The sequence below is a fragment of the Pseudomonas sp. CYM-20-01 genome, assembly GCF_023169845.1.
In the GTDB taxonomy this organism is placed as follows: Bacteria; Pseudomonadota; Gammaproteobacteria; order Pseudomonadales; family Pseudomonadaceae; genus Aquipseudomonas; species Aquipseudomonas azotoformans.
Map to the genome: position 1 here is coordinate 4,068,381 of NZ_AP025169.1, position 17,730 is coordinate 4,086,110.

Sequence of the window (17,730 nt, forward strand, 5' to 3'; positions counted from 1 at the left end):
CTCATTGCCATGCACGATGGTAAGCCCCCAGGGTGGTCTGGCTGCCTTCGGAAAGCCCGGCAAGCACCTGGCGCCATTGGTCCTTGACCACGAAATGGGCCGGGCTGCTGCGGTGCGCGTCGAGGGCGGCGCGCCACACGCGGGTGACTTGCTCCACATAGGCCGGGCTGCGTTGCCGGCCTTCGATCTTCACCGCTTCCACGCCGATCGCACTGAGTTCGGGCAGCAGGTCCAGGGTGTCGAGGCTGGTGGGTTCTTCCAGCGCATGGAAGCGCTTGCCGCCCACCAGGAAACGGCCCTTGCACAGGGTCGGGTAGCCGGCGGGTTCGTCCGGGGTGTAGCGGTCGATCAGCACTTCGCTCAGGCGTGCGCTGAGGCCATCGGCATCCTCGCTCCAGCGCACCGCCTTGGCCGGCGAACACACGCCGCACAGGTTGGGGGATTCGCCGGTGATGTAGGAGGACAGATGGCAACGCCCTTCGGCCATGATGCACAGGCTGCCAAAACCGAACACCTCGATGGGCACCGTGCCGCTGGCCGCCACCTGCTTGACCTGCGCCAACGACAACACCCGTGGCAGCACGGCGCGCCGGATACCGTAGCGCTCCACATAGAATTTCAACGCCGCCGCATGGGTGGCCGAGCCCTGCACCGACAGGTGCAACGCCAGCTGTGGATGATGGTGCGCGGCATAGCCAAGCACACCGGGGTCACCAGCGATCAGCGCGTCGACGCCATGGTCGGCGGCGCGGTCCACGGCGCGCTGCCAACGCGACCAGATCTTCGGCTGCGGGTAGGTGTTGACCGCCACGTAGAGCTTGCGCTGGTGCTGGCGGATATGGGCGACGGCGGCGTCGAACTGCTTGTCGTCCATGTTCAGCCCGGCGAAATGCCGGGCATTGGTGTCATCGCGAAAACCCACGTACACCGCGTCGGCGCCTTGGCGTACGGCGGCTTTCAGCGCAGGCAGGTTGCCTGCCGGGCAGACCAGTTGCATGGTGGCTCCTTATTGAAAATCGGCAAACGGCAGGAACGGCACGGCGGCGCCCTTGAGCACCTGCTGCTCGCGCTCGACGATCACCAGCCCATCGGCCCAGCAGGCGGCGGCGAGCATCGCCGAGCTTTGCTGGGGGTGCAGGATCGCGCGCAGCTGCCCATCGCTGTCGGGGCTCAAGCGCGCACGCAGGTACTGGCGGCGCTTGTTGGGTTTGAGCCACTCGAAGGCCGCCGGCACGCTGACAGGCACCGGCAACACCCGCTCCACGCCTTGGGCGCGCAGCAGGAACGGGCGCACCACGATCAGCATGGTGACCAGCGCGGCGGTGGGGTTGCCCGGCAGGCCGATCCAGGGTTTGCCGGCCACTTGGCCGAACGCCAGGGGTTTGCCGGGCTGGATCGCCAGGCGCCAGAACTCGACCTTGCCGAGTGCCTGGATCGCTTGTTTGAGATGGTCCTCTTCACCCACCGACACGCCACCGGTGGTCAGCAGCAGGTCGCACTCGGACGAGGCCAGCACCAACGCATCGCGGCTGGCCGCCAGGGCGTCGGCCATCACGCCGTAGTCGTGCACCTCTACGCCCCAGCCACGCAGCAACGCCGCTACGAGGTAGCGATTGCTGTTGTAGATCTGCCCCGGCGCCAGCGACTCACCCGGCTCACGCAGTTCATCGCCACTGCTGAGCAGGCACACGCGCAGTGGCCGGTAGACCTTGACCCGGGGAATGCCCGCCGCCGCCAACAGGCCGAGTTCCTGGGCGCGCAGGCGTTTGCCGGCGCTCAGTACCCGTTGCCCGCGTTGCAGCTCTTCGCCGCGCTTGCGAACGTGTTCGCCCAGGCGCAACGGCGGGCACCAGATGCGCTGGCCATACACCCGGCAGCGCTCCTGCGGCACCACGCTGTCGGCACCCGGCGGCAGCGGCGCGCCGGTGAAGATGCGCACGGCTTGCCCGGGCTGCAACGGCACATCCGTGCTGTGCCCGGCGGCGATCCGCCCGACCACTTCCAGGTAACCGCCCTGCTCCGGCACGTCAAACGCGCGCAGGGCGTAGCCGTCCATGGCGCTGTTGTCCCAGCCCGGCAGGTCACGGGGCGAGAACACCTCTTCGGCGGTCACCCGCCCCAGGGCATCGGCCAACGCAAGCATTTCGGTGGACGGTGGCGGCGGTGCCTGGGCCAGCAACTGCTCGATGGCCTCTTCCACGGGCAGCAGGTCGCCGCTGTCGCAGGGACTCATGAGCGTGCCTCACAAGCAGCGAGTATCTGATCGAGTTGCGGCTTGAGGTGCGGCGCAAAATTGCACGGGCCGGTGCGGCTGTCCAACTGGCCAACCAGGATCTGGTCCCAGGCAGTACGACAGGCCCCCGGCGAACCGGGCATGCAGCACACCAGCACGCCGTTGCTGAAACCGGCCAGGGCTCGGGATTGCAGGGTCGACATACCGATTTCCGCCAGCGATACCTGGCGGAACAACTCGCCAAAGCCGTCCACCTGTTTGTCCAGCAGCGGCAACACCGCCTGGGGCGTGTTGTCGCGCGCGGTGAAGCCAGTGCCACCGGTCATCAGCACCACTTGCACCTGGGGATCGGCGATCCATTGCGAGACACGCGCGCGGATCTGGTAGATGTCATCCATCACGATGCCACGGTCGATCAGCATGTGGCCGGCACGTTGCAGGCGGTCCACCAGGGTGTCGCCGGAGGTGTCGGTGTCGTAGGTGCGGGTATCGCTGATGGTCAGTACCGCGATGTTCAAGGAAACGAAACTGCGTTGGTTCAGATGGGCCATGATCCAGGCTCCAGGCGTTGAAAAGATGCATCCAGCCTGCGCCGCATCGGGCGCAGGGCCTATTCCTCGAAGGAGGTATGCCGTCAGGGGGCCAGGCGCGTGCGCTGCCACCCGGCGTCATGCAGGCGATAGTCGAGACGGTCGTGCAAGCGGTCCGGCCGGCCTTGCCAGAACTCGATACGCCGGGGTTGCAGGCAGTAGCCGCCCCAGTGCTCGGGCCGGGGCGGCTGGCGCCCGGCAAAACGCTCGGTGACCTCACGCAGGCGCCCTTCCAACTCACTGCGATGGGCCAGGGGCTGGCTCTGGGGCGAGGCCCAGCTGCCCAACTGGCTGGCGGCCGGGCGGGCATCGAAGTAGTCGTCCGAGAGCTCGGCATCGGCCTTCACCACCGGCCCTTCGATACGCACCTGGCGCTCCAGGCCCGGCCAGAAGAACGTCATGGCGGCATGGGGGTTGTCCGCCAGTTCATGGCCCTTGGCGCTCTGGTAATTGCCAAAGAAGAAAAACCCGTCGGCGCTGAAGCCCTTGAGCAGCAGGATGCGGCAGTGGGCATGCCCCTGGCCGTCCACCGTGGCCAGGGCCATGCTGTTGGCCTCGGCGGGCGGCACTTCGGTCTTGCGGGCCTGCTCCAGCCACTGGCCGAACAGCTCCAGCGGGTCGGCCTGCGGGCAGTCATCGCGCAGGCCGTAGAGGGTGTAGTTGCGGCGCAATTGCGCAAGGGACAGGGGCATGGCGCGGTCCTCCAGAAAGTTCGCCACAGTGTGGGAACTGGCGCGCCGCTGTCCCTTGACCGCGATCAACAATCGGCCGCGGCATGACGCCGCATGCCGCTTACCACAACGACTTGGCGATGATCACGATCAGCACCATGTGCGCGAGGATGCTGCGCCGAATCCACCGTGCACGCTTGGCGCTCAGGCGCTGTTTACCCAGCCAGTACGCCAGCAGCAGGTAGTGCCCGATGATGCTCAGGGCCAGCAGGATTTTCAGGCCCAACAACCACGCAAAACGACCACTCCACGGCATGCCCCAGTAGTGCCAGGCCAGCCCCAGTCCCGCGCCGTACAGCACGATGACCACCAGATGCAGCACGCGTCGCGAGCGCCGGGCAATCGCCTGGTCGCAGGTGAACTGCGCGGACCAGGCCAACTCCTCCCGGGCGCTGTGCCAGATCACCACTTCAAAAAACAGCGTGCCGATGAACGCGATGGCCGCCAGCAGATGAACCATCAATAGCACTGAATACATGGATCTCTCCTAACCCGGATGCCCGTCCACACGCGCCCGCCACAGCATCGGCCCGTAGCGCCACAGGTACAGCCCCAGCCCGCTGGACCAGCACAGCGCCGCCAACCACAACGCCGCCACCGGCCACACCAGCACCAGCAGCACCCGGCACACACACGCCAGGTTCAGCAGCGCAAAGGCCAGGGTCATCCCCGAGGGCGGCTGCAACGGCCGGCCGGTATGGCCGAGGCTGACCCGCGCGATCATCGCCAGGATCAACCCGGCCATGGCGCCGATGGTCAAGGCGTGCACCGCCAGGCTCGGGTTGAGCGGCGCGCCAAAATGCCACAGCGCCATGCCCAGGCACGCCAGCGCCAGCCAGGCATAGGCCAGGTGCAGGGACCACAGCAGCGGCACCCGCCACAGGCCGCGAGCATGCCAACGCGCCAGGCGCAGCAGGTGGCCCACGCCGAGCAGCGCGAACAGCACGCCGATCCACGCCTGTGGCCACACGGCCAACCCACCGGCATACAACAACGCGACCAGCACCGAACCGCCCAACAGCAGGTGATCCAACCACGGCCAGGGCTTGACCGCCGCGACCCGACCCAGGCCGCGCTGGGTGAAAAACGGGATCACCCGCCCGCCGATCAGCCCCATCATCGCCGCCACCAACCAGAGGCCGGTCAACACCGCCTGGCGCTGCAAGCCCTGGTCATACAGCGACAAACCATCGGCCACCGCCAGCAATACCAGCACCAGCACTATCGGATAATTGCGCGTCTGCCGCACCTGCCACAGCGTCCATCCCATCACGCCCGCCACCGCCAGTGGGAAGCTCAGTTCCAGTACCGCCAGCAATGGCAGGGGAACGTCGAGCAACCAGCCCACGCGCGCCGCCAGCCACAGCGCCGCCAGTACGCCCAAGGGTGCCCCGCTGAGTCCGGGGCGACCGGTCCAGGTCTGCACCGCCGTCAGCAGAAAACCGGCGATGATCGCCAGGCCAAAGCCGAACAGCAGTTCATGCCGATGCCAGGCCAGCCAGCCGCCGGCCGGTTGCCAACTGCCGGTCATGCCGCCCAGGGCCAGCAGCCACAGCGGCACCGCCAGCGCCGCCAACAGGCAGGCACCGAGGAAAAACGGCCGGAAGGCCAGGCGAAACAGCGGGGTAATCGACATGGCCTTGCGTCGATCCAGTACGTGCATGGCAGGGCTCCTGAATGTATCACTGCGCCGATGGTGCACCTGCGCGCGCGTCTTGCCCTTGTCGCAGATCAAGCCGCGCCAAGGGCAACCGGATTAACCTCGACGCCCCTTCCCCTGTGTGCCCCGAGGTTAAGATGGTGCTCCATCGCGTCCATCACCAGATCCTGCGCAGTCATCACCTGTTCGAGCCCATGGACGAGCCCCAACTCAACGAGCTGATGAGCAGCAGCCAGTTGCTCAGCGTCGACAAGGGCCAACACCTGTTCCGCCAGGGTGAACCGGCGGACGCCTTCTACTTTGTGATCGCTGGCGCAGTGAAGATCTACCGCCTGACCCCGGACGGCCAGGAAAAGGTCTTCGAAGTGGTCGGCGAGCGCCGCACCTTCGCCGAAGCGATGATGCTGATGGATACGCCCAACTATGTGGCGTGCGCCGAAGCCGTGTGCCCGACCCAGTTGTACCGGCTGTCCAACGCCACCTACATGCGCCTGCTGCACAGCAACAGCCGCCTGACCTTCGCCCTGCTCGGCACGCTGTGCGTGCGTCTGCACCAGCGGGTCAACGAGATCGAGACCCTGTCGTTGAAGAACGCCACCCACCGCGTGGTGCGCTACCTGATGACCCAGTTGATGCGCCTGCCGGTCGGCGAAAACCGTTTCGAACTGCCGATGGCCAAACAGTTGATCGCCGGGCACTTGTCGATCCAGCCGGAGACGTTCTCGCGGATTATCCGGCGCTTGATCGACGAACAGATCATCACCCAGGACGCTCGCCAGATCGCGATTCTCGACCGCCTGCGCCTGGAGCAATTCGAGTGAGGACCTGCCTGTATTGCCAGCACCGCAATGCCGTGGAGCGCGACACCTGCGAGCACTGCGCTATGCCGTTGCCGAGCGCCGAGGCCAGCACCCAGGCCCGCCGGCTCAACCGTTTCCAGTGGTTCTGCGTGGGCCTCGTACTGTTCTGCATCGCGATGTTTTTCTGGTTGCCCCGGGCTATCTACTGACCCTCGGTGAGTTGTCGGTACAGCTGCGGCAAACGCTCGGGCAACTGCTGCGGCTGGCGGATCAGCGTGAAGCCATGGGCGCCGAACATGTACGGCAGGTAGTCGCCGGCCTGCTTGTCGATGGTGATGCAGAACGGCACCAGGCCTTGGCGCCGCGCCTCCAGCACCGCCTGGCGAGTGTCTTCCACACCGTAGCGGCCCTCGTAGAGGTCCAGGTCATTGGGCTTGCCATCGGTGAGCAGCAACAGCAGTTTGCGCCGTTGCTTACAGGCGCCCAGCAGATGGGTGGCCTGGCGAATTGCGGCGCCCATGCGCGTGTAGTAACCCGGCTTGAGGGCCTGGATCACCCCGCGTGTGTGGTCATCGTAGGGGGGTTGGAACGATTTGATCACCTGCAGGCGCACCTGCTGCCGACGCAGGGACGAGAACCCATACAGCGCAAAGCGGTCCCCTGCCCCTGCCAGGCTTTCGCCGAACAGCAACAGGCTGTCGCGGATCACGTCGATGACCTTTTGCGTGTCGTTCAGATGGGCGTCGGTGGACATCGACAGGTCTGCCAGCAGCAGGCAGGCCAGGTCGCGGTGGGTTTGGCGCTGCTCCATGAACAGGCGGCCCGGCGCGTCAGCCAGCACCCGGAGGTCAACCACAACTATGCACGCGAGCACCACTACAACCTGTGGTTCGTGCTGACCGGCCCGCACCGCCAGCATCTGGAGCACGTGCCGCCGAACTGGAGAAGGACACCGGCCTGTCGCCCCTGGACCTGCCGATGCTCAGCGCCTACCGCACCGACCTGGGGTTCGCCCTGGGAGAACACCCGTGATCACGCCGCTGAACCACGAACAGATGCTCGACCTGCGCCAATGCCTGGAGCGCGGCCTGCCCCGACGGGTCGGCCTAGTGCTCAACCACCGCGCCCTGGGCTTTGTCGCCAACGCCATGCTGGCGCTCGACGTGCCGGACGCGCTGATGGACGAAGTGGGCAACAATATCGAGTTTGCCGAGGGCACGTCCCACTAGTTTCGGCCAAACAGACCCAGGCCGATGCGGCTGCAATCACCGTGCAGGGTGAACCCCTCTTCGGTGCGCCGCAATCGACCGCGCTCTTGGGCCTGGGTCAGCTCATCATCGACACGGGCAAACTGGCCGAGGCCAAGGTAGTGATAACCAGCCGCTTCCAGGCGCTCGACACACAACAGCCCCATGGCGGTGCTTTGTGCGGCGCAGCACAGCGCCTGCGGGCATTGCCCCGCGTATCGCGCCGGTGGCCGGGCATAGTCGAACACTTGCAGGCGGTCGGGCTCCAGCGCGATCAGGCTGGCCAGCTTTGTCTCCAGGCTGGCCAGGGTCTGCCAGGCGTTGCCGTAGCCCAGGTCGACACTGACCGAACGGAACCCGAAGGTGCGCGCCGCATCGATCAACGACTGGATCGGTGCCGGATCGCGATAGGTGTCCTGGGAGAGAGGGTCCTCGGTACAGGCATCCGGCACACCGATGCACACCCGGTTGAAACCCAGCTCGCGCAACCGGCCGACGCTGGCCCAATCGCTGTGCTGGGGTGCCAAGTCGATGGCGTAGTCGCCGCGGTCATGCTCAAGGAAATGCAAGCGCTCACGCAGCCGCTGCATCTGCATCTGCACATCGCCAATGGGCGCTGCCCCGCGCCACTGGAAGTGCTCAACCGGCTGGCGACTGCCCAGGCCGCCACCGATCAGGCGTATCTGCTGCGCCAGGCTGCGGCGGTAAACGGCACTCGGCGTACCCGGCCAGTGCAGGGTCACTGCCAGTGGACGCTGCCGTTGGCGGCTGGTGCGCAAAGCACGGGCGACATCGAGAGGAATGACGGTGTGCATGGCGGGCTCCGGATCCGGCGACGATGCGCCATTGTCCGGTGCGACGCCACGGCGCACCTTGATGTGCATCAAAGGCTTTACCAACTGAGGTAAAACATGCCCTTGGCCAACAGCACGATGGCGACCATATGCCCGAACAGGCTCAGATGGATAACCCGCAGGTAAGCCGCACTCACCCGGCAACGGCGCATGCGCAGCATCGTCAGCAGAAAGTGCAGCAGCACACTGGCGGCGAGGATCAGCTTGAGGGTCAACAAGGTGCCGAACGACGAGGCGAACGGCGCGGCCAACACCGGCAGGTAACGCAACCCGACCATGCCCAGCCCGGCGCCGAACAGCACCAGCAACACCCACGGCATCAGCGCCCGGGCACGCACGCCGATACCTTGCTCGACCTGCAGCATCACCCGCGCCGGCAACTGCCGATGCAGACCGCCCAGGATCAGCACTTCGAAAAACACTGTACCGATGAAGATCAGTGCGGCGAACAGATGGGCCAGCAGAAACAACAGGTAAAGCATGGTGGCCTCGCAGGTGGCGTCAAGGTGCCAGTGTGACGCCTTGACGCCACCTGATCCTTGATACCGATCAAGCTAAACCCGCACGCCGAGCATGCCGGCAGTGATGATCAGCGTCACCAGCGCACCGACGCCGATCACCGCCCACGTCATCGTCGCACAACGCGCCTCGCTCACCCCATGGTTACGCAGCACGCCGCGCAGGCCACACCCCAGGTGCGCGATCAACAGGAACACCGCCAGGGAATAATGCGGCACCAGCCGGATGCTCCAGGCATCGGCCAGCAACCCCACTGGTTCGGCCACGGCCCAGGCGTAATCGGTGTCGGTGCCGAAGTAGCGCGCCAGGGTAAATACCGAGTTGATATGGGAGGCTATAAACACTGCCAGGTAAGCGCCAGACGCGGTCTGCAAGGCGTCCAGCAGGTCGGCGCGGTGGACGGTTTTGGGGCGGATCAGCACCAGGCCGCTGAGTATCTGGAAAAAGAACATGACGATAAGGATCGGCTCCAGCCAACCGTTGCGATACACCACCCGCAGCACTTGCATCACCGCACGATGCGCATCGTTGCCGAAAATTCCGAGCAGATGGTTGAACAGGTGCGGCGCCAGGAACACCATCAGGATCGCCACCGACGCAATGCCATGGGCGACCCGCAGCTTGATGTAGGTGCGCGGGTGGTGGGTGAAGTCAATGCTGGGCAGCGTGGCCGACACCATCGAGAAGTAGGCACTCACTGCCAACCACAGGCCGCTCCACATGACGAGGTCGTGACCATTGACCTTCATCAGGTACAGCAGCACGCCCATCAGCGTATAGGCTGGCGGCGTGGCAACGGCCAGGCAGGCCAGGCGCCTGGCAAGCACCAGGCGTGCACTCATCATGGGCTGCACACCCGTGACGAACACGCAGTAGAACGCCACCACCGGCACTGCATAGGCACTCAACATCAGCGCCAGAGTCACCGGCCCGCCGGCCCCGCCAACATGGGCCAGGTTGCTCCACTGCAGTGCCCAGGGGTAATAGAGTGCGGCGGCGAATGGCAGCAGCCACAGCCAGTCCAATCGGGTGTGGGCCAGCGGTTTTGCGAGAGACATTGTTGCGTCCTTACTCATGGATTTTCCCCCGCGACCCTACGGACTGGCGCGAGGGAAACCCAGGTCCAATTCCACGCTTTTTGCCTACACCACTGCGCGTTACAGCAACGGGATGCTGTAGCTGACAATCAACCGTGTCTCGTCCTTGTCCGCCGTGTCATTGCCGCGCAATACCGCACTACGCCAGGTAAAGCCCAGGCCTTTCAAGGCGCCGGTGGGGATCACGTAGTCCAGGCGCAGGTCGCGCTCCCATTCGCTGTTGTCGCGGCCGGCGGTGCGGATGTGGCTGCCGTGAATGTAAGTCACACTGGAGCGCAGCCCCGGTACGCCCAGGCTGGCAAAGTCATAGGCATAACTGCCCACCATGGCCTGTTCGCCGGCATTCACGAACTTGAGCGACTGGGAGTTGGTGATCAGGTAAAGCGAACGGCCCTGCCCCTGGTTGATGTGCGGGAAGTCACTTTGCCCGGTGGTTTTCTGGTAGCCCAGGCTCAGCGAATGCCCGCTCAAGCCATAGGTGAACAGTGCGCTCCACAAGCGGTTGTCGACCTTGCCGGTGTTGACGCCGGGCGCGTAGTAACCCGAGCCGACATAACCTTCGCCACGGCCCGAAGCACTGCCGTTCTTACCGTCGGCGGTGCTGTAGAAATAACGCAGGTCGCTCTTGAGCTGCCCCACAGGCAGTTGCCAGTTGTGCAGCAGACCCAGGAAGTGCTGCTGGTAGAAGTTCTCCAGGCTGGCGTAGTAGTACTGCATCTGCAGTTGCTTGCTGACGGTGTAATCCACGCCGCCGTAGTAGAACTGGTTACTGGACTTGCCCTTGACCGGGTCATTGGCGCCGGCAATCGACAGGCCTTGGGCATTGCTGGAGTTGCGGTCCACGACCTGCTCGATCTTGCCCCCGGTCAGGTGGACGTCCTTGAAGTCCTTGGACTCCACCTGATAGCCGCGGAAGGTCTGGGGCAGCAGGCGCCCGTCTTCGGTGGTCAGCACCGGCAGCTTGGGCATCAGGCTGCCGGCCTTGAGTTGGGTCTGGGCAATGCGCAGTTTGCCGGTAACGCCCGTCTTGCTGAAGTCATGGGCGGCCTTGCCATCGTCCAGCGGGAAGACGCTGCCGGGGGTGTTGTCGGCACCGGACTTGCCGGCCCGGCCGGAGGCGTCCAGGCGCAGGCCGTACCACTCTTGCAGGTCCAGGCCCAGGCCGACCGTGCCTTCGGTGAAACCGGACTGGTAGTTGAACATAAAGGCCTGGCCCCATTCCTTGTCCGAGGCGGCCTTGGCGTTGCGGGTGTCCTGGTTGTAGTAGAAGTTGCGCAGGTCGAGGCTGGCTTTGCTGTCATCGATAAAACCCGACGCAGCCGCCTGCTGCGCAGCGCCGATAGAGACGGCGAGCGCCAGGCAAGTCTTGTGGTTCATGAAGGCTCCGAGAAGTGATTGAGGCGCCCCGTCGCAGCGCTGTTTTTGTTGTGCCAGGGGGGCTGCAGTCAACGGGAGCGCGCACGGTATAGCGTTGCGTGGCCGGGAAAAAGCCGGCAAAACCGCCAATCACTTTTTCAGTTTGGGTAACAATCCAGCGAGTGGCGAGCGCGTGTCCAGCAGTGAGGTACGGATGAAGTGCAGGTAACTTTCCACCCGGCGCAAGGCCGAGGTCTCAAAGTGCGCTTCGAAAGGTTCGACGGTGTCCTGCACGCACTCGATCGCGTGTTCGACGCGTGCCAGTGCACGTTGCCACCGTGCATGCCCCGGCTGGGTGAACAAGCGCACCAATGCCCGCCCCATGGCACGTACCGCCTGGCGCCACGCGGTGGTTTCGGCGTAGCAGGCCAGCGCCGGCAACTGCGCCTGCTCGCGGCGCAGTTCGATCAGGGCATGGCCGACGTCAAGCACCACGAACGTCCAGCGCAGCAGGCGGTGTTGCACCTGGGGCTGGCCGGCGGACAAGCCATGGGCCTGGTTAAGCAGGTCACGGGTGCCGCTTTCGAAACCCGAGCCCAGCGCCGGCAAGGGTGCGTGGAGGGCGAACACGACCCGCTGGCGCAGGTCCTGTTCCAACCGACGCCACAACCACGGGCTGTTGGGCGGCAGAATGATCGCCCCGGCCGCCGCGCACACCAGCATCCCGAACACCATGGCGAGGTAGTCATTGATCAAGCCATAAGGGTTGTAGAGCGTGAGATTGCCGGGCACCGAACTGGTGCCGAAAAACACCAGCATGCCCAGGCCGTAGCCCGCCCACTGTGGTTTGGCCAACCAAAACGACCCCAGCATGATCACCGGCGCAATCACCAGGCACAGTAACGGGAACCCATCGATCCGGGGATAGACGAAGAACACCTCGAAAATCCCGATGACCGCCGCCAACACCGTCCCACAGGCAATCTGGAACGACATGCGCCGGGGGTTGGGGGAGAACGCCGAGAGCCCCACCGTGAGCGCGGACACCAGGGTCATCGCCGCGCCACTGGGCCAACTGGTAGCGATCCACAGCGCACACAACACCAGCAGCACCACTGCGGCACGCAGGCCGGCGCCTACCGCTGCCAGCCAGTGGGTCTGTGGCTGAAAAGGCTCGGCCCAACGCTCACGCCGGTGGCTGTGATCGGTCAGGGAAGCATGGGTCTGGGCGTAGCTGTACAACTCGTCGACGAAGCGATAAAGCAACTCGCAGGCCGTGTGAAAATCCAGCAAGTCATCGTTGGGCGGATGCGCCAGCAACAGCTCGGAGCGCAGGTGGCGAACCTGGCTCGGCAGCCCGTGGATGTAACGCTTCAGGTGTGTCGACAGGTGCGCCGCATCCAGGTCTGTGAGTACCTGGCCGGCGAAGGGTTGCAGCACATTGACCAGCGCCCTGAGCGCCGGGTCCACCGCGTTCAGCACCGCCGTGGCGCCGCGCATCTGCACTCGATCGAGCAACTGATGCAGGGCATTGAAACGCGTGGTGATGGCCATGAACTCGACGTTGAGCCGATCCAGGCGCCCCTTGCGTCGGCGCATGTAAGGGTCTTCGAACACACTGACGCTGCGCATCCCTTCCAGGCCCACTGCCTCGGCGATGAAGCGCAGGTTGGCGACCTCGAACGCCGCCTGGTCGTGGGTACTGCGCAGACCGCTCACGACAAATCCGGCGAAACGACCAAAGCGTTGGTACAGGGTATTGCGCATGGCGGCGCCCGCCGTATTGGGCTGCAACGTTGCGCTGATCCCGGTGGCGCACAGCACGCCCAGGGTGATCTCCAACACCCGCCACACCGCCGCCATGAACACCTGCTCCGGGTGCCCCACCACCGGCAAGCCGACCATCACCGCGGTATACCCCGCCAGCACCCACCCATAGGCGCGAAAATGACGATTGCGCGCCGCGCCGTATGAGCACACGCCCACCCACACGGCCAACCCGGCCAGGAACAGCTCGGTGCTCTGGGCGAACAGCGCCATCAACAGCACCATGAACGACGACCCCACCAGCGTGCCGATCACGCGGTAGACGCTTTTGGCCAGGACATGCCCGCTGTAGGGCTGCATCACAATGAATACCGTGGTGATCACCGTGCTGGGCTGCGGCAATTCCAGACGCATCGAAAGCCACAAGGCCAGGTACGAAGCGATCAGCACCTTGAACAGGTAGACCCACATCACCCCGTCGGTGCGCGCCCATTCCAAGAAGCCCCGGCGCCAGGGCAGTGCTCTCAGCCGGCGTGAAAAATCAGTGAGTGGCGGCACGAAACAGGGACTCCCGACAAGCTGGCTGGCACACAAGGCCGGCGACTTTAGGCAGTTGCGCCAGGGTCGGTAAGTCATCCAGAACGTGAATGACTGTTACGCAAAACACCACAATAAATAGCGTTTACAGCGGCCCGCGACTTCATGCCACACTGGAAAAATCCGTTATCCCTGGTAGCCATCAATGGACATTCTGCAGAACATGCGCATCTTCCGTTGCGTCGCCGAAGCCGGCAGTTTTACCGGCGCGGCGGCACGACTAAACACCAACACCACCCATGTATCCCGCTCCATCTCCAACCTGGAAGCACACCTGCGCACGCGCCTGTTCAATCGCACCACGCGCCGCATCGCCCTCACCGAATCCGGCCAACGCTATTTGGTGCGATGCGAGCAGATCCTGCATTCGATCGCGGAAGCCGAGGTAGAAGCCGGCGACGCCCATACCCGGCCTATCGGCCAGCTCAAGGTGCATTCGATGACCGGCATCGGCCAGCATTACGTGGTGGACGCCATCGCCCGTTATCGCCAGCATTACCCGGATGTGACCTTCAACCTGAGCATGAGCAACCGCACGCCGGACCTGGTGCACGAAGGCTTCGACGTATCGATCGTGCTGGCCATCGACCTGCCTGACTCCAGCCATGTGTCGCAGAAGCTCGGCAGCACCTACAGCATCGTTTGCGCATCACCGTCCTACGTAAAAAGCCACGGCATCGCGCAGGTTCCCAAGGACCTGCTCGACCACGCCTGCCTGCGCCTGGTCAGCCCGGTGATCCCCCTCGAGGACTGGACCTTCGACGGCCCCAATGGCAAGGAAAACGTGATCATCAGCCACTCGCCCTTCCTGGTGGATTCGGTTGACGCGATGAAAACCGCCATCAGCAATGACATGGGCGTCGGCATCCTGCCCGTGCATGCGGCGATCAAGGGACTGCGCAGCGGCAGCCTGGTGCGCGTACTGCCCGAGTACCGCCTGGAGGAGCTGAGCCTGTACGCCATCTACCCTTCCCGGCATTACCTGGACGCAAAAATCAAAACCTGGGTGGAGTACCTGCGCAGCTCCCTGCCGGAGGTGCTCGCCGACCATAAGGCTGTGCTGAAGACCCGCCCGTTGCTCAGCGCTGTCGAGTCATAACGACTACATAGGGTCATAACGACTACAGGACGCCAGGGTCATAACGACAACAAAAATCGCAACCGACTGATTTTCATAATGTTATTCATTGGCATGCTTTCTGACTCTGAAGTGGGCAGGACAAATCTTCGAAACCCACAGAGAGATCACTATGAGCAATGAATTCAACCAGCGCCTCGCCGTCGTCACCGGTGCCAGTTCAGGCATCGGCCTGGCCGTCACCCAACGTTTGCTTGAGCGCGGCGCGAAGGTGGTCGCGATGTCGCGTCAACTGGGCGGGCTTGGCGTGTTGGCCGAGCAGTTTGGCGAGCAGCTCAAGTGGTTGGCCGGGGATGTGACCGAGGCAGCCGACCTGGCGCGCCTGGCGCAGGTGACGGCGCCGATGGGGCCTGTGGATTTGCTGGTGCCGAACGCGGGCATTGCCCAACTGGCCGATGGCCTGGACCTGGCCGCCTTCGACCGGCAATGGGCGGTCAATGGCGCCGGCGCCTTGAACACCTTGGGCAGCCTGCGCGAGCAGTTGTCGGCGCAGGCGTCGGTGGTGTTCATCGGCACGTTCCTGGAGCAAGTGACCTTTCCCGGCCTGGCCGCCTACATCGCGTCCAAAGCCGCCCTGCGCGCCCAGGTGCGCACCCTGGCGGTGGAACTGGCGCCCCACGGCATCCGCCTGAACATGGTCTCCCCCGGCCCCACCGCCACGCCGATCTGGAGCACCCTGGGGCTCAATGATGAAGCCCTGGGTTCGGTGGCGAAGACCGTCAACGCCCGCCTGCTCGACGGGCAGTTCCTGGAACCGGGCGCCGTGGCCGATGTGATCCTGTTCCAGCTGGGCCAGGGCGCACGCAGCGTGTTCGGCCAGGACTGGGTGGTGGACGGCGGCTATACCTTGCGCTGATCAGACCAGTGCAGGCATGGCCTTGGCACCTCCGAATGCCAGGGCCTTCCAACCGATCACCAACAGCGACAACCCGGCAAAGATCAGCCCGCAGCCAATCACCCCGGTGGTGCCGAAGGCATTGATGAACAGCCCGCCCACCGATGACCCGATCACCACCCCGGCATTCGCCGATGACACATACAGGCTGGTGGCGAACTCATGCGCCTCGGGTGCCGAAGACGTGAGCCAGACTTGCGTGACCACCAGGCCACAGGTATGCGCCGCGCCCCAGAGCAACACGATCACACTCATCGACGCCCACGACAGGCTGCCAAAGGCATACAACACCAGGTATGCCGCCGCCAGTACCACCGGATACAGTACGGCCGTCACAACCAGATGCCGGCTGAGCGCACGCCCCACCCATAGGTTACCGACGACGCCGCCGATGCCGAAGACCACCAGCATGACACTGATGGTCCGACCGTCCATGCCGATCCGGGTCTTGAGGTACTCAGCCGCGTAGCTGTACACCGAAAACATCGTGGTAAACACCAGCACGGTGGCGAGGATCGCCAGCCACACCGAGAGGCTGCGCAGCACAGTCAGTTGCTTGCCGAAGCTCAGGGGTGCCGAACGCGGGTGATCGGGCAGCTTGAGCCTTAGACCCAACGCCGCCACCGCCGTTGCCACGGCGCAAAAGTAGAACGAGGCCTCATAGGAAAGACTCGCCCCCACCCAAGTGGTCAGAGGCACGCCCAACACCAGCCCAAGCGTGGTGCCCACCACCGCCAGCGCCGTGGCATGGGCCGCTCGTTCGCGGGGGTACAGCGACACCGCCGTGGAAAACGCAGCAGCAAAAAATACCGGGTGGAGCATGGCCGGCACCACGCGCAGCGCCATCAGTGTTTCGAAGTTCGGTGCAAACGCCGACAACACACTGCTGATCGAGAACCCCAGCAAGGCGCCCACCAGGATTTTCTTGCGCGCCACCCGCGAGGCCAACAACACCAGGAACGGCCCCAGCACCGCCACGATCAACGCAAACAAACCCATCAACCACCCGGCCTGAGACACACTGATCGCGAACCGCTCGACGATCATCGGCAAGATGCCGACCACCCCAAACTCCAGGGTATACAGGCCGAACAACCCCAGGATGAGGTAGATCACGAGCCGACCTCGATCACAACCTTACCGAAGGCACCGCGCTGCAAATGGGCGAAGGCCTGGGGCACTTCGGCAAAGCGGTAGGTGTGGTCGATCACCGGTTCGAGGGTGTGTCGCTCCACCATGCGAATCAGGTCTTCGAGGGCACGGCGTGGCCCCACCGCTACACCGACGATGGCGGCGCGCTTGGCCAGCAGGCTCATCAGCGGCGCGCTCAACTGGTCGCTCTCCAGCAGGCCGATCACTGAGACACGCCCACCGTTGCTCACCGCTTGCAGTGAACGCGCCAGGTTGTCGCCACCGGCCATTTCCAGCACATGCTCGGCACCTTGCCCGCCGGTCAGTTCCAGCACGGCGTGGTGCCAGTCCGGCACCCGGCCACGGTGGATGCCATGGGTGGCACCCAGTTCGACGGCACGGGCGATTTTTTCATCGCTGCTGCTGGTGATAATCACACGGGCGCCATGGGCCGCCGCCAGTTGCACGGCAAACAGCGAGACGCCACCGGTGCCCTGCACCACCACGGTCTGGCCGGCGTGCAAGTGACCGAGTTCAATCAGCGCCATCCAGGCCGTCAATGCCGCCACCGGCAAGGTGCTGGCCTGGGTGGGGCTCAACGAGCGTGGCGCGAGCACGCACCAGTCAGCGGGGGTGGTCACGTATTCGGCCAGCATGCCGGGGATCGGGCCGCCTTGCGGTGGCGCGTCGGCCCAGGACAACGGCCTGCCGTCGACCCAGCCGGCAAAGAAACTCGACAGCACCTTGTCGCCCACCTTGAACCGGTTCACACCCTCACCCACGGCCACCACCGTGCCCGCCATGTCGGACGCCGGGGTGAAGGGGAATTGCAGGCTGGCGCCCATGCCGTTTTCCGCTACCTCGGCGTCACGGTAATTGAGCGATACCGCCGCGACGCGCACCAGCACCTCCCCGGCCTTGACCACCGGTCGCGGCACACGGGCCAAGCGCAAGGTATGGAGGCCAAAGGTCGGGATTTCCCAGCGTTGCATCAAGTCAGTCATGTTCAGGTCTCTCGTGAGGGTTTTGCGCAAGGATAAGAACCTCGCTTCACGGGATTAAGTAGGGCGCGGCTCCTGGGTCTACGGAGCTTTCATTCCGCAATACCGGCAATT

General features: G+C 64.6%; 17 protein-coding genes and 3 pseudogenes. 6 read left to right on the forward strand and 14 right to left on the reverse strand.

Annotated features, from left to right (window positions below; all coding sequences use genetic code 11):
* Nucleotide 1 precedes the first annotated feature (1 nt).
* The 6 genes from M2497_RS18065 to M2497_RS18090 all read right to left on the reverse strand — a co-directional run bounded on the left by M2497_RS18065 (nt 2) and on the right by M2497_RS18090 (nt 5,217).
* Nucleotides 2-997: a peptidase U32 family protein gene (locus M2497_RS18065; RefSeq protein ID WP_248482107.1), complete on the reverse strand. Its 996-nt coding sequence runs from the start codon at nt 995-997 to the stop codon at nt 2-4.
* Nucleotides 998-1,006: 9 nt separating this feature from the next.
* A complete protein-coding gene (gene glp, locus M2497_RS18070; protein ID WP_248482108.1) occupies nt 1,007-2,233 on the reverse strand; it encodes a gephyrin-like molybdotransferase Glp in 1,227 nt (408 codons plus the stop codon).
* Entirely contained in the window at nt 2,230-2,784 is a 555-nt protein-coding gene (moaB, locus tag M2497_RS18075) for a molybdenum cofactor biosynthesis protein B (RefSeq protein WP_248482109.1), read from the reverse strand. Before moaB ends, glp begins: the two co-directional genes overlap by 4 nt.
* A gap of 83 nt (nt 2,785-2,867) precedes the next feature.
* The gene (gene pdxH / locus M2497_RS18080; RefSeq protein ID WP_248482110.1) at nt 2,868-3,515 is read right to left on the reverse strand and encodes a pyridoxamine 5'-phosphate oxidase; all 648 of its coding nucleotides are present in this window, start codon (nt 3,513-3,515) and stop codon (nt 2,868-2,870) included.
* A gap of 100 nt (nt 3,516-3,615) precedes the next feature.
* The gene (locus M2497_RS18085; RefSeq protein WP_058427521.1) at nt 3,616-4,032 is read right to left on the reverse strand and encodes a hypothetical protein; all 417 of its coding nucleotides are present in this window, start codon (nt 4,030-4,032) and stop codon (nt 3,616-3,618) included.
* Between the two features lie 9 nt (nt 4,033-4,041).
* Nucleotides 4,042-5,217 carry an NnrS family protein gene (locus M2497_RS18090; protein ID WP_248482111.1) on the reverse strand — a complete coding sequence of 392 codons (1,176 nt, stop codon included), beginning with the start codon at nt 5,215-5,217 and terminating at the stop codon, nt 4,042-4,044.
* 134 nt (nt 5,218-5,351) lie between these two features.
* Between M2497_RS18090 and M2497_RS18095 the strand changes: the two genes are divergently transcribed.
* Both M2497_RS18095 and M2497_RS18100 read left to right on the forward strand, forming a co-directional pair.
* Complete coding sequence (locus M2497_RS18095) at nt 5,352-6,035, forward strand: Crp/Fnr family transcriptional regulator (RefSeq protein WP_248482112.1); 684 nt, start codon at nt 5,352-5,354, stop codon at nt 6,033-6,035.
* Nucleotides 6,032-6,223, forward strand: coding sequence for a YueC family protein (locus M2497_RS18100; protein ID WP_248482113.1), 192 nt, complete (start codon nt 6,032-6,034; stop codon nt 6,221-6,223). Before M2497_RS18095 ends, M2497_RS18100 begins: the two co-directional genes overlap by 4 nt.
* Here M2497_RS18100 and M2497_RS18105 read toward each other — a convergent pair.
* Nucleotides 6,217-6,831: pseudogene (locus tag M2497_RS18105) on the reverse strand (VWA domain-containing protein); the annotation flags it as partial. The gene M2497_RS18100 and the pseudogene M2497_RS18105 sit on opposite strands and share 7 nt — an antisense overlap.
* Between M2497_RS18105 and M2497_RS18110 the strand changes: the two are divergent.
* Nucleotides 6,820-7,046 (forward strand): annotated as a pseudogene (locus tag M2497_RS18110) (Lrp/AsnC family transcriptional regulator); the annotation flags it as partial. The pseudogenes M2497_RS18105 and M2497_RS18110 overlap by 12 nt on opposite strands.
* A 23-nt stretch (nt 7,047-7,069) precedes the next feature.
* Nucleotides 7,070-7,207: pseudogene (locus M2497_RS18115) on the forward strand (AsnC family protein); the annotation flags it as partial.
* A gap of 32 nt (nt 7,208-7,239) precedes the next feature.
* Here the strand turns inward: M2497_RS18115 and M2497_RS18120 are convergent.
* The 5 genes from M2497_RS18120 to M2497_RS18140 all read right to left on the reverse strand — a co-directional run bounded on the left by M2497_RS18120 (nt 7,240) and on the right by M2497_RS18140 (nt 13,325).
* Nucleotides 7,240-8,145, reverse strand: a complete 906-nt coding sequence (locus tag M2497_RS18120; protein WP_248482115.1) for a hypothetical protein — start codon at nt 8,143-8,145, stop codon at nt 7,240-7,242.
* Between the two features lie 8 nt (nt 8,146-8,153).
* The gene (locus tag M2497_RS18125) at nt 8,154-8,597 is read right to left on the reverse strand and encodes a hypothetical protein (protein ID WP_248482117.1); all 444 of its coding nucleotides are present in this window, start codon (nt 8,595-8,597) and stop codon (nt 8,154-8,156) included.
* A 72-nt stretch (nt 8,598-8,669) separates the two neighbouring features.
* Entirely contained in the window at nt 8,670-9,692 is a 1,023-nt protein-coding gene (locus M2497_RS18130) for a hypothetical protein (protein ID WP_248482119.1), read from the reverse strand.
* 99 nt (nt 9,693-9,791) lie between these two features.
* Entirely contained in the window at nt 9,792-11,108 is a 1,317-nt protein-coding gene (locus tag M2497_RS18135) for an OprD family porin (protein ID WP_248482121.1), read from the reverse strand.
* 129 nt (nt 11,109-11,237) lie between these two features.
* Entirely contained in the window at nt 11,238-13,325 is a 2,088-nt protein-coding gene (locus tag M2497_RS18140; protein WP_248488225.1) for an FUSC family protein, read from the reverse strand.
* A gap of 271 nt (nt 13,326-13,596) precedes the next feature.
* Here M2497_RS18140 and M2497_RS18145 point away from each other — a divergent pair, with 271 nt between their 5' ends.
* Together M2497_RS18145 and M2497_RS18150 are read left to right on the forward strand one after the other, a co-directional pair.
* Nucleotides 13,597-14,550: a LysR family transcriptional regulator gene (locus M2497_RS18145; protein ID WP_058423936.1), complete on the forward strand. Its 954-nt coding sequence runs from the start codon at nt 13,597-13,599 to the stop codon at nt 14,548-14,550.
* 151 nt (nt 14,551-14,701) lie between these two features.
* Nucleotides 14,702-15,445: an SDR family oxidoreductase gene (locus M2497_RS18150; protein WP_248482123.1), complete on the forward strand. Its 744-nt coding sequence runs from the start codon at nt 14,702-14,704 to the stop codon at nt 15,443-15,445.
* Here M2497_RS18150 and M2497_RS18155 read toward each other — a convergent pair whose 3' ends face one another.
* Nucleotides 15,446-16,600 (reverse strand): MFS transporter, encoded by a 1,155-nt coding sequence (locus M2497_RS18155; protein WP_248482125.1) that lies wholly within the window; start codon nt 16,598-16,600, stop codon nt 15,446-15,448.
* Nucleotides 16,597-17,619 carry an NAD(P)-dependent alcohol dehydrogenase gene (locus tag M2497_RS18160; RefSeq protein ID WP_248482127.1) on the reverse strand — a complete coding sequence of 341 codons (1,023 nt, stop codon included), beginning with the start codon at nt 17,617-17,619 and terminating at the stop codon, nt 16,597-16,599. Before M2497_RS18160 ends, M2497_RS18155 begins: the two co-directional genes overlap by 4 nt.
* Nucleotides 17,620-17,730: the final 111 nt, after the last annotated feature.

Coding starts and splice junctions, on each gene's coding strand:
- M2497_RS18065 (WP_248482107.1), bottom strand. CDS start 997: ATGCAACTGGTCTGCCCGGCAGGCAACCTGCCTGCGCTGAAAGCCGCC.
- glp (WP_248482108.1), bottom strand. CDS start 2,233: ATGAGTCCCTGCGACAGCGGCGACCTGCTGCCCGTGGAAGAGGCCATC.
- moaB (WP_248482109.1), bottom strand. CDS start 2,784: ATGGCCCATCTGAACCAACGCAGTTTCGTTTCCTTGAACATCGCGGTA.
- pdxH (WP_248482110.1), bottom strand. CDS start 3,515: ATGCCCCTGTCCCTTGCGCAATTGCGCCGCAACTACACCCTCTACGGC.
- M2497_RS18085 (WP_058427521.1), bottom strand. CDS start 4,032: ATGTATTCAGTGCTATTGATGGTTCATCTGCTGGCGGCCATCGCGTTC.
- M2497_RS18090 (WP_248482111.1), bottom strand. CDS start 5,217: ATGCACGTACTGGATCGACGCAAGGCCATGTCGATTACCCCGCTGTTT.
- M2497_RS18095 (WP_248482112.1), top strand. CDS start 5,352: ATGGTGCTCCATCGCGTCCATCACCAGATCCTGCGCAGTCATCACCTG.
- M2497_RS18120 (WP_248482115.1), bottom strand. CDS start 8,145: ATGCACATCAAGGTGCGCCGTGGCGTCGCACCGGACAATGGCGCATCG.
- M2497_RS18125 (WP_248482117.1), bottom strand. CDS start 8,597: ATGCTTTACCTGTTGTTTCTGCTGGCCCATCTGTTCGCCGCACTGATC.
- M2497_RS18130 (WP_248482119.1), bottom strand. CDS start 9,692: ATGTCTCTCGCAAAACCGCTGGCCCACACCCGATTGGACTGGCTGTGG.
- M2497_RS18135 (WP_248482121.1), bottom strand. CDS start 11,108: ATGAACCACAAGACTTGCCTGGCGCTCGCCGTCTCTATCGGCGCTGCG.
- M2497_RS18140 (WP_248488225.1), bottom strand. CDS start 13,325: ATGTGGGTCTACCTGTTCAAGGTGCTGATCGCTTCGTACCTGGCCTTG.
- M2497_RS18145 (WP_058423936.1), top strand. CDS start 13,597: ATGGACATTCTGCAGAACATGCGCATCTTCCGTTGCGTCGCCGAAGCC.
- M2497_RS18150 (WP_248482123.1), top strand. CDS start 14,702: ATGAGCAATGAATTCAACCAGCGCCTCGCCGTCGTCACCGGTGCCAGT.
- M2497_RS18160 (WP_248482127.1), bottom strand. CDS start 17,619: ATGACTGACTTGATGCAACGCTGGGAAATCCCGACCTTTGGCCTCCAT.